Origin of the sequence: Pseudomonas sp. FSL R10-1339 (genome assembly GCF_009600545.1) — a bacterium.
GTDB classification, from domain to species: Bacteria; Pseudomonadota; Gammaproteobacteria; order Pseudomonadales; family Pseudomonadaceae; genus Aquipseudomonas; species Aquipseudomonas bubulae.
Genome location: NZ_WIVQ01000024.1, coordinates 29,310 through 44,095, shown reverse-complemented (window position 1 = coordinate 44,095; position 14,786 = coordinate 29,310). Strand labels below are relative to the sequence as shown.

The following is a 14,786-nucleotide window of genomic DNA, read 5'->3' as shown; positions in this document are numbered from 1 at the left end:
GCCAGTACCCATTGAAGCCCATGGGCAAACTCGGCACTCTGTGTTTTTTTACCTTCGAGCCCCCCATGCCAGCTCCAGACGACGGTCCCGAAAATACCCGCGCCACCGGCGAAACCGTGCTGCGTTACCACCTGTGCTGGAAGCATCGGGATCTGGACGGGGTAATGGCGTTGTATCACCCCGATGTGACCTACAACGACTTCTTCCAGAATCGGGTCATGGTGTTCAATGAACTGCGCGAGTATGTGCAGTCGTCCATGCCCAGAGAACCGGATGAAGCCCTTGAGCACAGTGATCGCATCCGTCTGGATGGCAATACCGCCTTTATTCAGTACCGCATGACCTTGCGCGGCAGCCAGGGGTTGGTGTCATTTCGTGCCAGTGAAGCCATTACCGTGCGCGATGGTTTGATCTGGCGCGTCAACGAGTACGCCTCGCTGGTTCATGAGTCAGCCGTCAATCCGGCACGGCAGGGCTCAACACGCCCCGCGGTCAGCCGCCTGGGGCTTTCGGCGCGGCAGCTGGGCTTTATGGCCCGTGACCTGCAAACCTACTTCGAACGACAGCAACCCTGGCTTGACCCCGAGCTGGACTTGCAACAAGTGGCCAAAGCCTGTGGCTATACACGCAATCAGCTGTCGTATCTGTTCAATCAGGTGCTGGGGCAAAGCTTTTACCGCTATCTCAATCACGCACGATTACGCCATGTACTGGCTGCGATGGATGCCGCCGAGACGTCGGTCAAGGTTGATGAAATGGCCTTTGCAGCAGGCTTCAACTCGATTTCGGCGTTTTACAGCTGTTTTCGCCAGCACACCGGGCAATCGCCCAAAGCCTATGCCAAACAAATTTCTTTGCGGGCACGCACGCAAGACGCGCCCTGATGCCTGCGACTAGGATCGAGCCATTCCTGGATCGGTGTGGAGTCGGCAATGCCAGCATGGTGCTCAATCAGTTTGTGGATGGACCAGCTTGGGGAGGAACTCGCACCCCGACCGTCCCTTGAGCACGATCTGGATGTCGATGTCGCTATCATCGGCGCCGGATATACCGGGCTGTGGACCGCGTACTACCTCAAGCGCCATGCGCCTGAACTGAGCATTGCCATTGTTGAAGCGCAAACGGCCGGTTTTGGTGCATCAGGGCGCAATGGCGGCTGGCTGATGGGCAACCTGCTGGGCGAAGACCGCTTGCTTGCAGGCCTGTCTGTGGAGCAGCGCCGGGAATCCTTCGACTTGTTGCACGGTATTCCTGATGAAGTGAAGAATGTTATCGATCGTGAGGGTATCGACTGCGATTACCGTAAAGGGGGCGCCTTGTATTGCGCGGCGCGCTACCCGGAGCAGGAGGCCAGCTTGCGCAGTTATCTGGCCAGCCTGTATGCCGAAGGCCTGAACGAATCCGACTACCGCTGGCTCACCCCGGCCGAACTGGCGCAACAGATCCGCATCAACCGGCCTTATGGCGGGATTTTCACACCGCATATCGCCACCCTTCACCCGGCCAAACTGGTGCGTGGTTTGGCCCGCGCCGTTGAGCGCATGGGTGTACAGATCTACGAACAAAGCCCGGTATCCGAGTGGCAGGCAGGGTTCCTTCGCACGGCCAGGGCGCAGGTGCGCAGCCGCTGGGTGGTGCCTGCCGTGGAAGGTTATGCCAACACCCTGGCGCCTTTGGGCCGCTATCAACTGCCGGTACAGAGTCTGATCGTGGCAACAGAGCCATTGCCTCAAGCCACGTGGGACGAGATTGGCCTGTGCAAGGGCCAGGCCTTCAGTGAGAGCAGCCGTCAGGTCACTTACGGCCAGCGCACGGCCGACAACCGCCTGGTATTTGGTGCCCGGGGCGGATATCAGTTTGGCGGGCGCCTGCGTGAGAACTTTGACCTCAGCCGCGATGAAATCGAACTGCGTCGCTATTTGTTCAGCGAACTGTTCCCGCAACTGAAAAACGTTGAAATCAGCCATGCATGGGGTGGCAACCTGGGGATGTCGCGACGTTTTCAGCCGCACATGCTGTGTGATCGGCAGCAGGGCATTGCCCTGGCCGGCGGCTACGGTGGCGAGGGCGTGGGGGCCAGCCATCTGGGCGGGCGCACCCTGGCCGACCTGATCCTGCAGCGCGACACCCTCGAAGTCCGCCAGCCCTGGGTCTTGACCGAAGGCGGGTTGGGTGCGCTGAAGAGCTGGGAGCCAGAGCCGTGCCGCTGGCTGGGTTACAACGCAATCATTCGCAGCTTTGTGTACGAAGACAAAACCCTGGCCAACCCCAACAGCCCGCCTTGGCGTCGGCAATTTGCCCGCCGCCTGGCCGGGGTGATGGAAGGCTTTATGAAGTAATCCGACATTTGCGTTCAACAGGAAGCACGCCATGAGCATTACCCAGTTCAAAAACACCGCCCAGGTGACGTTGCAGGAGTCTTTCCCCGTGGCCGCGCCCCTCGGTACACCGGTGGCGGTGACCTCGCTGACCTGCGTGGAGCGTAACGACGGCGTCGAAACCGGTATCTGGGAATGCACCCCGGGCCGATGGCGCCGGCAGATCATGGAGCAGGAGTTCTGCCACTTCATTCAAGGCCGCTGCACCTTTACTCCGGACAACGGTGAAACCCTGACCATAGAAGCGGGCGATGCACTGATGTTGCCTGCCAACAGCACCGGTATCTGGGATATCCAGGAAACCGTGCGCAAGACCTATGTATTGATCCTTTGATCGCCGAAACCTGCCTATAAAAACAGCTGCCCAAAACATGCAAGGAATCGAATCATGATCCGTATAAGCCTGTTGCCCCTGATGCTGGCCACTACCTTGTGTCAGGCCGGTGAAACCGTAAAAGTCTATAACTGGTCGGATTACATTGCCCCTGACACGATGAAGAACTTTCAGCGCGATACCGGCATTGCTTTCAGCTATGACCTGTTTGACAGCAACGAAACGCTGGACGGCAAGTTGATGACGGGCTCATCCGGTTATGACGTGGTGTTTCCGTCCAACCACTTTATGGCGCGGCAGATCCAGGGCAAGGCGCTGAAGAAGCTCGACAAGAGCCAGTTGCCAAACTGGAAGAATCTCAACCCGGTGCTGCTCAAGGCACTGCAGGTCAACGATCCGGGCAACGAACATGGTTTTCCTTACCTGTGGGGCAGCACCGGCATTGGCTATAACATCGCCAAAGTAAAAGCCGTGCTGGGGGATGACGCGCCGGTGGATTCCTGGGATCTGATCTTCAAGCCCGAGAATATGGAGAAACTCAAATCCTGCGGCGTGGCGATTCTGGATAATGGCCCGGAGATCTTGCCAGCGGCACTCAACTACCTGGGGTTGCCTCATCACAGCAAAAACCCGGCTGACTACAAGAAAGCTGAAGAGATGCTGCTCAAGGTCCGACCTTATATCAGCTACTTTCACTCATCGAAGTACACCAGCGACCTGGCCAACGGCAATATTTGCGTGGCCGTAGGCTTCTCTGGCGATATCTTGCAGGCCGAAACCCGCGCTAAAGAGGCCGGAAATGGCGTCGAAATCGGTTATTCGATTCCCAGGGAAGGTGCCGCCATCTGGTTTGACATGGTTGCCATGCCCGCCGATGCACCTGACGAAAAAGCTGCTTACAGCTTTATGAACTACCTGCTGCGCCCGGATGTAATGGCCGGGATCACCAACTACGTGCACTACGCCAATGGCAACGAGCAGGCCGATGCCTTGGTCAGCCCTGAAATCAAGGCTGACACCAAGGTCTATCCAACCCCCGCCATGATGGACAAGCTGTTTGCCCTGGAGGCCATGCCGCTGAATATTGACCGGGTACGCACGCGTGTCTGGACCAATATCAAAAGCGGCAAGTAACTAGCGCAATGCTTGCGGGTTGACCAGATTGGCCGGGCGTTCACCGGCCAATGCCGCCAGCAGGTTTTCGACCGCGCAACGGGCCATGGCCTCGCGGGTTTCGAAGGTGGCCGAACCGATATGTGGCGTGGCCACCACGTTATCCAGCTTCAGCAAGGGCGAGGTCAGTTCCAGCGGTTCGCGCTCGAACACATCCAGCCCGGCAGCGCGGATCTGACCTTGTTGCAGGGCGTTGATCAGCGCCGCTTCGTCCACCACTTTGCCTCGGGAGATATTGATAAAAATGCTCTCGCGGCGCATCAGGGCAAATTGCTCGGCGCCGATCAAACCCTCGGTTTGTGCGGTCAGGGGCAAGGTCAGGCAGATAAAGTCGGCTTCTTGCAGCAGCTCGTCGAGGCTGCGGTACTGCGCATTGAAACGCGTCTCTACCGCGGGTTTGGGCGAGTTGCTGTGGTAAATCACCGGCATGCCGAAGCCAAAATGGCCGCGCTGGGCCAGGGCTTCGCCGATGCGGCCCATGCCGATAATACCCAGGGTCTTGCCGTGAACGTCGGTGCCGAAATGCTCTGGGCCGACGTTTTTCTGCCATTCGCCGTTGCGCACCATGTTGGCCAGTTCAACCACCCGCCGGGCGCTGGCCAGGACCAGGGCAAAGCCGGTGTCTGCAGTGGTTTCGGTGAGCACGTCAGGCGTGTTGGTGAACTGGATCTTGCGCTCGGTCATGTAGTCGATGTCGTAGTTGTCGACACCCACCGACACACTGGCCACTGCTTCAAGGTTCGGTGCCAGGTCCAGCAGTTGCGCATCCAGCTTCAGGCTTGCGCCCAGAATGCCTTGCGCCCGGGGCAGGGCGGCACGCAGTTGGTCCATGCCTGCGGCGTCAAGCTTCTTGATCAGCGTGACATCGGCCTGGGCTTGCAGGCGCTGCATCAGTTCCGGGGACAGTTCTTTGTAGAGCACTACATTCTTTTTCAAGGGATTCACCGACATTGAATTCAAGAGTGGGCCAGACGTTGCGAGGTGCTGTGTTGCGGCGCAGCAGGGTCTTTGGCAGCGGGTTTGAGCATGAGGGTCAGCAGTACCGAAATCATCAGCGCGCCACTCATCAACAGAAACGATGCGCCCGTCGAGCCGGTGGAGCTGTTCAGGTAACCCACCAGGTACGAACCGGCAAACGAACCCAGTGCGCCCATGCTGTTGATCAGCGCCATGGCACCACCGGCCACGTTGGAGGGCAGGATTTCCGGAATGATGGCGAAAAACGGACCATAAGGGGCGTACATGCAGCCCCCGGCAATGACCAGGAGTGCGTAGGACCACCAAAAGTGTTCAGCGCCCAGCATGTAGGAAGCGTAGAACGCCACAGACGCGATCAGCAGCGGTGGCCAGACGAAGCGTTTGCGCTTTTGCATTTTGTCCGAGCCCCAGGACACCACCAGCATCGCAATCACGGCTGCCAAATAGGGCAGGGCCGAGAGCCAGCCAGCTTCGATCATGTCCATCTGCGCGCCTTGCTTGAGAATCGAAGGCAGCCACAGGACAAAGCCGTAGACGCCGATGCTCCAGCAGAAAAACTGCAAGGCCAGCAGGATAACGGCGGGCGTACGGAACGCTGCAGCGTAGTTTTTCACCGGCTTGAGGCCCACTTGCTCGGCATCCAGTGCGCTTTGCAGGTCTTGTTTCTCCTGATTGCTCAGCCATTTGGCTTCGCTTGGACGGTCATCGGCCAGGCGCCACCAGATAAAGGCCCAAAGCACTGCAGGCAGACCTTCGACGATAAACATCCAGCGCCAGCTGTAATGCTGCACCAGATAACCCGATACCACTGACATCCACAACATGGTCACCGGGTTGCCCAGGATCAGGAAGGTGTTGGCCCGCGAGCGTTCGGCACGGGTGAACCAGTGGCACAGGTACACCAGCATGGCCGGCATTACGGCGGCTTCAACCACTCCGAGGGTAAAACGGATAACAATCAGCCAGTAGGCGTTGGACACCACGCCGGTCAATGTGGCCAGGCTGCCCCAGAGGATCAGGCTGACAAAAATCAGCTTTTTCACACTGTTTCTCTGGGCGTAGATCGCCCCGGGTACCTGGAAGAAGAAATAGCCAAGAAAGAACAGCGCGCCCAGCAACGACGACAGCCCGGGGGTGATGTTCAGGTCTTCGGCCATTCCTGAGGCAGCTGCGAAACCGTAGTTGGCACGGTCAAGGTACGCCAGGCTGTAGGTGATAAACACGATCGGCATGATGTACCACCAACGACGGGCGGCGAGTTTTAGGGATTGCATAGAGGGTGCTCCTGAGCTTGTTTTTGTTTTTTCGCAGCAGGTGACAGGTCAAGCAGATAGCGGTGTTTCAAGAGGCGCGTGCAGCGCGTTGTAGTGGTTCAGTTCGTCGCGGGTGGGCAGGCCTTCCATATCGCCGCGGCTCTGTACGGCGCGACTGCCAATCCAGTTGCCGCGCTGTACGGCCTCGGCAAAACCGAGATTTTCCAGCAAGGCACTGACTACCCCGACGGCAAAGCCATCACCGGCACCCACGGTGTCGATAACGTTGGCCACCGGCACAGCCGGGACAAACTGCTCAACCTGGGCGGTGCGATAAAACGCGCCTTTGGCCCCCAGTTTGATAATCACGGCTTCAGCACCCTGATCGAGATAGAAGGCGGCGATATCGGACGGGTCTTCAAAACCTGTCAGTAGCCGGCCCTCACTCAAGCCCGGCAGTACCCAGTCGGCGTGGGCAGCAAGCGCATTGATGTCGCGAATCATCTGTTGTTCGCTGGCCCACAACGATGGGCGCAGATTCGGATCGAACGACACGCTGTTACCTGCTGCGCGCATCGACTTCATCAGCTCAAAGGACAGTTCATTGCAGCTGGCCGACAGCGCAGGCGGTATGCCGGTGGCGTGCAGGTGGCGGGCGCCGAGCAACTGCGGGTTGAGCACGGAGCGGTCCATATGGCTGGCGGCCGAGCCCCGGCGGAAGTACTCCACCTGTGGGTCGCTGCCGTCGTCAACGCGGGATTTGAACTGAAAGCCCGTGGGATGTTGCGTATCAGTGGTCACGTACTGGCAGTTCAGCCCTTCGGCTTGCAGTGCATGGCGTACAAAGCGCCCTAGGGAGTCCGCGCCCACTCGGCTCAACCAGGCGACATTGAAGCCCAGTCGCGCAAGGCCAATGGCCACGTTGCTGTCCGCCCCGGCGATGCGTTTGTGGAACCGTTCGACCAGGGCCAGATCGCCAGTTTCTTCAGCCACCAGCATGGCCATGGTTTCGCCAAACGACAGCACATCGACCTTAGACATGGCTCAACTCCTGTTGTTTTTGGCTCAAGCGCGCCAGTACGGCGACGTGTTCCTGGGTCAAGCCGTCCAGATCCGAGCCCTGCAGCGGATATTCGATGGCCCGGGTCAGACCGTGGGGCATATGGGTCATCAGGTGCTGCCAGTGCTGCAGGTCGGTGTCGGTTGGCGGTGTGGCGACCAGTTTGCCGTCCGGGCGACGGCTCACGCCTTTGCAGTGCAGATAGGTGACGTAGCGGCCCAGCAGGCGGGCTGCGGTACTGGCTGACTGATCCTGCCAGTGCCAGTTGCCGATATCGAAGGTCATGCTGATTGGCGCTTGCTGTTGTTCAACCTGATCGAAAAAACGCTGCATGGGCTCAATGCGCCCGCCGTAGGAGGTCTGGTCGTTTTCTACCAGCAGTCGTACAGGTTGCTGGTTGAGCAGGGCAGCGAGGTTTTGCAGGTCACAGTGTTCGGTGAAATAGCCCAGTGACACTTTCAGCCATTGGGCGCCGAAAGCGTGGGCGCGCTGCAAGGTGGCCAGCAGTTGGGTATTGGGCCGCGACTGCCCGGCTTCCCACAGTTCCAGTGGCGATGAGAACACGCATTCAAGCCCGTTATCCTGCACGGCCTGGCTGAATGTGGTCGGATCTTCTGTGGTCAGCAGTTCTTCGCGCAGTTCGATGCGTGACACACCGGCGTTGGCCAACACTTCAATAAAGCTGGCCTGGCCGCGCTGGCGAACCAGATCGGCACCGTAGCTCGACAAACTGATGGAAACGGGAAATGTAGTCATTGTCATTATTCTCTGAAACCGGTTTCATTTTGTTGTGCATCAAACGGCCGGTAACCGGGTCAAGGTTGTCAGCCGGTAAAGTGTCAGGCAGTCATGGGTGATCGGGTTGAGCCGCGAACAATCAATTGAGGGGCAAAATCCAGTGCCAGGGGTGCAGATTTGTCACCGCCCAGGCGTTTAAGCAGGCAGTCAAAAGCGCTGGCACCGATCTGTTGCGTAGGCTGGGCCAGGGCAGTGATGCCGTTACCCACCAGCGGGAACCATTCCAGGTCATCCAGGGCAATCAGGCCCACGTCTTCAAACAAGCGGCAATTCAAGTCGCGCAGCACCTGGGTACAAGCCAGCGCAGCCAGGCCGTTGGCACAAAATATGGACTTGGGGCCGTGGCCGGGTGCTTGCATGAAGGACTGGATGGCAGCACGAAGGCCTGTACCGGTTTTTACTACGGCGCCGTGCAGGGCAGGGCGCGCGGCCAACTGGCGGGTAAAACTGTCGATGCGCTCGATTCGCGAACTGGTGCCATCGACCGGCTCACTGACCATCAGCACATCGCGATAGCCCTGCTGCTCAAGATGCTCCACAGCCATGCGCACCGCGTCAGCGTTATCGAGGCCGACCAGATCGGTATGCAGTTGCTCGACTTTGCGGTCGATCAGCACGATGGGCATTTCCTGATGCAGTTCTTGCAGTGCGTCAGGGTCATGGCCAAGGGTGTTAAGGATCAATCCTTCGATATTGTAGGAGCGTAGCGCTGCCAGATGCTGACGCTCTTGCTCGTCATTACGGTCGGTATTGCACACCACCAGGTTGTAGCCGTGCAGGCGGCAGGCGGTTTCGACGCCGTGCATGACGGCAATGGAGTAGGGGTTGCGGATATCGGCCACCAGCATGCCGATCAGCCGTGTGCGTCCGCGTTTCAGGCCACGGGCCATTTGATTTGGGCGATAGCCCAGGTCATTGATGGCGCGCTCGATCCGTTCGGCGATGGCTACGGAGAGCAAGGCGCGGTCTTCGCCGATAAAGCGTGACACGCTGGCCTTGGAGACGCCGGCGCGCTGGGCAACATCGAGCATGGTTACGCGGGAGCGTTGAGCTGCGGAAAAACTGTTCACGGCCTGAAACCTTTTATTGGTGTTATCGCAGGCGATTTCGCGGGTGGGCGCTGAAACCGGTTTCATGGAAACCCAAATACCCTGATGACGTCAAGTGACAATGGTTTTAAGGGATACCCGGACCTGTAGCCGCAGAGGAGCGAAGCGAGGCTGCGATCGGCTGCGCAGCAGTCGTAGAACCAGGCCGCTCGACCTCTCATGCATACCAAAATTGCCGGTTTTACGAGCGCTTAGCGCCTCAGCGGCTACAGCGATCAGGCAACTTGCTAGTTGCGACGCAAACTTGTCAGTTAGCGACGTTGCACATATAAAAATCGAGAAGTTGCCGTGGCGAGAAAGTTATATGACGAGTGTTATATCAATCTGCTTTCGGCCCAGGTTAGAGACGAACGGGAAGCCGTTTAATTTAACTTTTTATAATTAGACCATGCAGTCAGTTAGTGGCCGATAACGGATAAAAAAATACTGCCGGTCAAGTATTCAATGTTTCCGGGAACTTGCGCCGTTTGCGCAAATAAGCCGTAAAAAAGTACTGGACTAAATATTTCAGATTGTGTCAGTTTTGCTCCGCCATAAACGGCGAGTGATAGGACGATCTCGCCAAGGGGTCGTCGTGGTCTGTCAATAAACTTTCTACTGCTAAACAAGGAAATGTTTACATGTCGAAACTTAAAGAGAAAGCGGCACTGTCCGTTGGCCAGGTACAAGCGGCAAGCGCCAGCAGTTCTGCCTTCACTCAGATTGATAACTTTAGCCATTTCTATGATCGTGGTGATCATCTGGTCAATGGCAAACCTTCGCTCACTACCGACCAGGCCGCCGATCAGCTCACGCGCTCCGGCGCCAGTTGGCACGACCTCAACGGCGATGGTGTGATCAACCTTACCTACACGTTCCTCACGGCACCGCCGGTGGGTTACGCGACCCGTGGCCTGGGCACTTTCAGCCAGTTCTCCTCGCTGCAGAAAGAGCAGGCCAAGCTGTCGCTGGAATCCTGGGCCGATGTGGCCAAGGTGACCTTCACTGAAGGCGCTGCAGTCCGTGGCGGTGATGGCCACATGACCTTTGCCAATTTCAGTGCAAGTAACGGCGGTGCGGCGTTTGCCTATCTACCCAGCAGTTCGCGCAAGGGTGAGTCGTGGTACTTGATCAACAAGGACTATGAGGTCAACAAGACCCCGGGTGAAGGCAACTATGGTCGCCAGACCCTGACCCATGAAATCGGCCATACACTGGGCCTGTCGCACCCGGGTGACTACAACGCCGGCAATGGCAACCCGACCTACCGGGATGCGGTGTATGGCGAAGACACCCGTGCCTACAGCGTTATGAGCTACTGGAGTGAAAGCAACACCGGCCAGCATTTCACCAACAGCGGCGAAGGTGCTTACGCCTCTGCGCCATTGCTGGATGATATTGCGGCGGTGCAGAAACTCTATGGCGCCAACCTCGAAACCCGCGCTGGCGATACGGTCTATGGTTTCAACTCCACCGCCGATCGTGATTTCTACAGCGCGACGTCTGCCAGTTCCAAGCTGATTTTCTCGGTGTGGGACGGTGGCGGCAACGACACCCTGGACTTCTCCGGCTTTAGCCAGAACCAGAAGATCAACCTGACTGCAGGCTCGTTCTCCGATGTTGGCGGCATGACCGGTAACGTGTCGATTGCCCAAGGCGTCACCGTGGAAAACGCCATTGGCGGTTCGGGCAACGATCTGCTGATCGGCAACAGCGCTGACAATGTGCTCAAGGGCGGCGCCGGCAACGACATTATCTATGGCGGCGGCGGTGCTGATACCTTGTGGGGCGGTACGGGTTCAGATGTGTTTGTGTTTGGCGCGGTGTCTGACTCTGCGCCGGGTGCAGCCGATATCATCATGGACTTCCAGTCCGGTATCGACAAAATTGATGTATCGGCCATCACCAAGCTGGCCGGGCTTAACTTTGTCGAGGCCTTTACCGGCCGTGCCGGTGAAGCGATTGTCAGCTATGACATGGCCAGCAACCTGGGCCACTTTGCGGTCGATTTCAGCGGTCATGCCGTTGCCGACTTCCTGGTGAACACTGTGGGCCAAGTGGCAACTTACGACATCGTTGTCTAAGCCTGCCGGTACACGGGCAGCGCGCCAGCGCTGCCCTCTGCCAGGAAGCCTGAAATCATGAGTCATTTGGCATACCGTTTATTCAGGGCAGTGGGGTGTATCGCCGCACTGCTGACTTTTACCACAGAGAGCGCCATGGCCAATTCCTTGCTGTTGATGAGCCCCGCACAACTGGCGGGCAGTTGGACGTTTTACCTGCAGGGCGATGCAAAAGAGGCCTGCAAGGTGCAGTTGATTGCCGAACATAAAACCTTCAGTGCGCAAGTGAAGTGTTTGAAAACATGGTTGGGCGAAGTGCCAAAAAGTTGGTCGCCAACACCGGACGGTCTGTTTCTGATGGGCGAGGATGGAACAGCTCTGGTGCATATGAACCGGATTGAGCCCGGTCACTATGAAGCGAAGATCAAACCCGAAACAGTGTTGGTGATGGTGCGTGGCAATCATTAAGTTGTACTGAAATTGTAACTTCAATCGCGCGAGGCTGGGCGCCCCCTGTGAGGAGCGGCGCAAGTGCGCCTGTCAGTTTTATTTATGTGCGAAAGCCGTACTTATCGATCAAGGACGATTCATGAGGCGATTGAAAAACAGCACCGTTGCGCCGTTGATACATGCACTGGCTGACTATAAGAGCATTCTGGTCAGCGTGGGCTGCTTTACTGCCCTGATCAATATATTGATGCTGGTGCCATCGATTTATATGCTCCAGGTGTATGACCGGGTACTGTCGTCACAGAACACAACAACGCTGGCCATGCTGTCATTCATGGTGGTGGGTTTTTTCATCTTTATCGGGATGCTTGAAACGGTCCGCAGTTTTATTGTGATCCGCATCGGCAGCCAGCTGGAGCGCAGGTTCAACCAACAGGTGTACCGCGCCGCGTTCGAGCGCAACCTGTTCAGCGGCCAGGCCCACGCCGGGCAGGCATTGGGGGATTTGACCCTGATCCGCCAGTTTGTCACCGGTCCGGCGCTGTTCGCCTTCTTTGATGCTCCGTGGTTTCCCGTCTATTTGTGCGTGATCTTTCTGTTCAGTCCCTGGCTCGGTCTTATGGCGACGTCTGGGGCACTGCTGCTCATAGCCCTGGCGTGCATCAATGAGGTGATGACGCGCAAGCCCCTGAGCCAGGCCAGCCTGTACTCCCAACAATCCAGCCAATTGGCTACCAGCCACCTGCACAATGCCGAGACCATTCAGGCCATGGGCATGCTGGGTGTGTTGCGCCAACGCTGGTTTAACCTGCATTCGCGATTTCTGGCCGAGCAAAACAAGGCCAGTGACACCGGTGCAGTGATTGGTTCGGTGAGTAAAACCTTGCGCTTGTGCCTGCAGTCACTGGTGCTCGGCCTGGGTGCCTTGCTGGTGATCAACGGTGATATGAGCGCGGGCATGATGATTGCCGGTTCGATTTTGATGGGCCGTGTGCTGAGCCCCATCGATCAGTTGATCGCTGTCTGGAAGCAATGGAGCTCGGCAAAGTTGGCCTATCAACGCCTGGACAGTCTGTTGCGCGAGCATCCGCCCAGTGAAGACAACATGCAGCTGCCAGCCCCCATGGGTCAGGTGAGCTTTGAACAGGTCAGTGCGGCACCGCCGGGACAGCGCCTGCCCACCTTGCATCAGGTCAGCTTTAGCCTCAATGCAGGCGAGGTGCTCGGTGTGCTGGGCGCGTCGGGTTCGGGCAAGTCGACCCTGGCGCGGGTGCTGGTAGGCGTCTGGTCGACGCTGGCGGGCACGGTGCGCCTGGATGGCGCGGACATTCACCAGTGGAACCGCGATCAATTGGGCCCACATATCGGCTACCTGCCCCAGGATATCGAGCTGTTCAGCGGCAGCATTGCCGAGAATATCGCCCCGCTTTCGTGAAGCAGATCCCCGGCAGGTGGTCGCTGCGGCGCAGCAGGCCGGGGTTCACGAGATGATTTTGCGTTTGGCGCAAGGTTACGACACGGTTCTGGGTGACGAGGGCAGCGGCCTGTCGGGCGGGCAAAAGCAGCGGGTCGCTCTGGCGCGTGCCTTGTATGGCAATCCGCGGCTGGTGGTGCTGGATGAACCCAACTCCAACCTCGATGCCGTCGGTGACGCAGCCCTGACCCGGGCCATTGCTCACCTCAAGGCGCAGGGCTGCACCGTGGTGCTGGTGACGCACCGTTCGGCGTCGCTGGCCCAGGCCGACAAACTGCTGGTACTCAATGAAGGTCGCTGCCAGGTGTTCGGACCAAGTGCCGAGGTGCTCAAAGCCTTGTCCGGGGCCCAGCAGCAACACGCCGCGCCGCAGGCGGCCAGTATCAACCGTCAGAGTGCTGACGCATGAGCAAGGACGCTGGATTGATGAATGACCACAATCAACCGCCATTGCGCGAGCGCGGGGCGGGATTTTACGTGCGGGCAGGCTGGGTGCTGACCCTGGTCGGAGCGGGCAGCTTTTTTCTCTGGGCCAGCCTTGCACCGCTGGACGAAGGCATACCTGTACAGGGTACGGTGGTGGTCTCGGGCAAGCGCAAGGCAGTGCAGTCGTTGGGGGCCGGGGTGATGAGCCAGATTCTGGTGCGCGAGGGCCAGACAGTACGTCAGGGCGAGGCATTGTTTCGACTGGACCAGACCCAGGTTGAAGCTGACGTGCAATCCTTGCGCGCGCAGTACCGCATGGCCTGGGCCAGCCAGGCGCGCTGGCAAAGCGAGCGTGACAACCTGGCACGGGTGAGTTTTCCGCCGGAATTGAGTCTGGACCCTGACCCACGGCTGGCCCTGGTACTGGAGGGGCAGGAGCAGTTGTTCAGTAGCCGGCGCGAAGCCTTTGCCCGTGAACAGGCCGGGCTCAAGGCCAGTGTCGAAGGCGCAACCCGGCAACTGGACGGTATGCGTCGTGCGCGCAGCGATCAAATAGCGCAGGCCGACTCCCTGCGCCAGCAGTTGAGCAACCTGCGCCCCCTGGCTGAAAAAGGGTATATCCCGCGCAATCGCCTGATGGAATACGAGCGGCAGCTGTCACAGGTGCATCAGGATCTGGCGCAGAACGCCGGTGAAAGCGGGCGTATCGAGCAGGGTATTGTGGAGTCGCGGCTCAAACTGGCGCAGCACATCGATGAATATCAGAAGGAAGTGCGTAGCCAACTGGCCGATGCCCAGCTCAAAACCCTGACCCTGGAGCAGCAACTGACTTCGGCCGGGTTTGACCTGCAGCACAGTGAAATCTCTGCGCCAGCTGATGGCATCGCAGTCAACCTCAGCGTGCATACCGAAGGCGCGGTGGTGCGGGCGGGCGAAACCCTGCTGGAGATCGTGCCGCAGGGCACCCGCCTTGAGGTCGAGGGACGCCTGCCGGTGCATCTGGTGGACAGGGTGGGCAGCCAGTTGCCAGTGGATATTCTGTTTACGGCATTCAATCAAAGCAGCACACCGCGTGTGTCGGGGCAGGTCAACCTGGTTTCAGCCGACCAGTTGCTCGATGAAAAAACCGGCATGCCGTACTACGTGCTGCGCAGTTCGGTGAGTGATCAGGCGCTGGAGAAACTCAACGGGTTGGTGATTAAACCTGGCATGCCGGCCGAGATGTTTGTACGCACGGGCGAGCGTTCGCTGCTCAATTACCTGTTTAAACCGCTGCTGGATCGCGCAGGGTCTGCGTTGACTGAGCGCTAG

The 14,786-nt window shown here is 58.4% G+C and carries 12 protein-coding genes and 1 pseudogene; 8 read left to right on the top strand and 5 right to left on the bottom strand.

Annotated features, from left to right (window positions below; translation table 11 throughout):
* The first annotated feature begins 65 nt into the window (after positions 1 to 65).
* Genes GHO03_RS10055 through GHO03_RS10040 form a run of 4 tightly spaced genes read left to right on the top strand, consistent with a single transcriptional unit; the run spans position 66 to position 3,846 of the window.
* Positions 66 to 884, top strand: coding sequence for an AraC family transcriptional regulator (locus tag GHO03_RS10055; protein WP_095020072.1), 819 nt, complete (start codon positions 66 to 68; stop codon positions 882 to 884).
* A 48-nt stretch (positions 885 to 932) separates the two neighbouring features.
* Positions 933 to 2,339, top strand: coding sequence for an FAD-binding oxidoreductase (locus GHO03_RS10050; RefSeq protein WP_095032122.1), 1,407 nt, complete (start codon positions 933 to 935; stop codon positions 2,337 to 2,339).
* A 31-nt stretch (positions 2,340 to 2,370) separates the two neighbouring features.
* On the top strand, positions 2,371 to 2,712 hold the full coding sequence (locus tag GHO03_RS10045) for a cupin domain-containing protein (RefSeq protein WP_133144652.1): 342 nt from the start codon (positions 2,371 to 2,373) through the stop codon (positions 2,710 to 2,712).
* Between the two features lie 54 nt (positions 2,713 to 2,766).
* Positions 2,767 to 3,846 carry a polyamine ABC transporter substrate-binding protein gene (locus GHO03_RS10040; RefSeq protein ID WP_095000146.1) on the top strand — a complete coding sequence of 360 codons (1,080 nt, stop codon included), beginning with the start codon at positions 2,767 to 2,769 and terminating at the stop codon, positions 3,844 to 3,846.
* On the opposite strand, the gene GHO03_RS10035 is transcribed toward GHO03_RS10040, so the two are convergent.
* The 5 genes from GHO03_RS10035 to GHO03_RS10015 form a co-directional block, all read right to left on the bottom strand.
* Entirely contained in the window at positions 3,847 to 4,821 is a 975-nt protein-coding gene (locus GHO03_RS10035; protein WP_153399733.1) for a D-glycerate dehydrogenase, read from the bottom strand.
* A 20-nt stretch (positions 4,822 to 4,841) separates the two neighbouring features.
* Positions 4,842 to 6,137 carry an MFS transporter gene (locus tag GHO03_RS10030; protein ID WP_095018532.1) on the bottom strand — a complete coding sequence of 432 codons (1,296 nt, stop codon included), beginning with the start codon at positions 6,135 to 6,137 and terminating at the stop codon, positions 4,842 to 4,844.
* Positions 6,138 to 6,185: 48 nt separating this feature from the next.
* Positions 6,186 to 7,157 (bottom strand): sugar kinase, encoded by a 972-nt coding sequence (locus GHO03_RS10025; protein ID WP_095000148.1) that lies wholly within the window; start codon positions 7,155 to 7,157, stop codon positions 6,186 to 6,188.
* The gene (locus tag GHO03_RS10020) at positions 7,150 to 7,932 is read right to left on the bottom strand and encodes a sugar phosphate isomerase/epimerase (protein WP_095000149.1); all 783 of its coding nucleotides are present in this window, start codon (positions 7,930 to 7,932) and stop codon (positions 7,150 to 7,152) included. The genes GHO03_RS10025 and GHO03_RS10020 overlap by 8 nt, the downstream gene beginning before the upstream one ends.
* A gap of 83 nt (positions 7,933 to 8,015) precedes the next feature.
* Positions 8,016 to 9,044, bottom strand: coding sequence for a LacI family DNA-binding transcriptional regulator (locus GHO03_RS10015; protein WP_095020074.1), 1,029 nt, complete (start codon positions 9,042 to 9,044; stop codon positions 8,016 to 8,018).
* Between the two features lie 659 nt (positions 9,045 to 9,703).
* On the opposite strand from GHO03_RS10015, the gene GHO03_RS10010 reads away from it, so the two are divergent.
* The 4 genes and pseudogenes from GHO03_RS10010 to GHO03_RS09995 all read left to right on the top strand — a co-directional run bounded on the left by GHO03_RS10010 (position 9,704) and on the right by GHO03_RS09995 (position 14,786).
* Complete coding sequence (locus tag GHO03_RS10010) at positions 9,704 to 11,146, top strand: serralysin family metalloprotease (protein ID WP_153380310.1); 1,443 nt, start codon at positions 9,704 to 9,706, stop codon at positions 11,144 to 11,146.
* Positions 11,147 to 11,203: 57 nt separating this feature from the next.
* Positions 11,204 to 11,593 carry an AprI/Inh family metalloprotease inhibitor gene (locus GHO03_RS10005; protein ID WP_095018535.1) on the top strand — a complete coding sequence of 130 codons (390 nt, stop codon included), beginning with the start codon at positions 11,204 to 11,206 and terminating at the stop codon, positions 11,591 to 11,593.
* A gap of 121 nt (positions 11,594 to 11,714) precedes the next feature.
* Positions 11,715 to 13,458 (top strand): annotated as a pseudogene (locus GHO03_RS10000) (type I secretion system permease/ATPase).
* A 17-nt stretch (positions 13,459 to 13,475) separates the two neighbouring features.
* Complete coding sequence (locus tag GHO03_RS09995) at positions 13,476 to 14,786, top strand: HlyD family type I secretion periplasmic adaptor subunit (RefSeq protein ID WP_256668480.1); 1,311 nt, start codon at positions 13,476 to 13,478, stop codon at positions 14,784 to 14,786.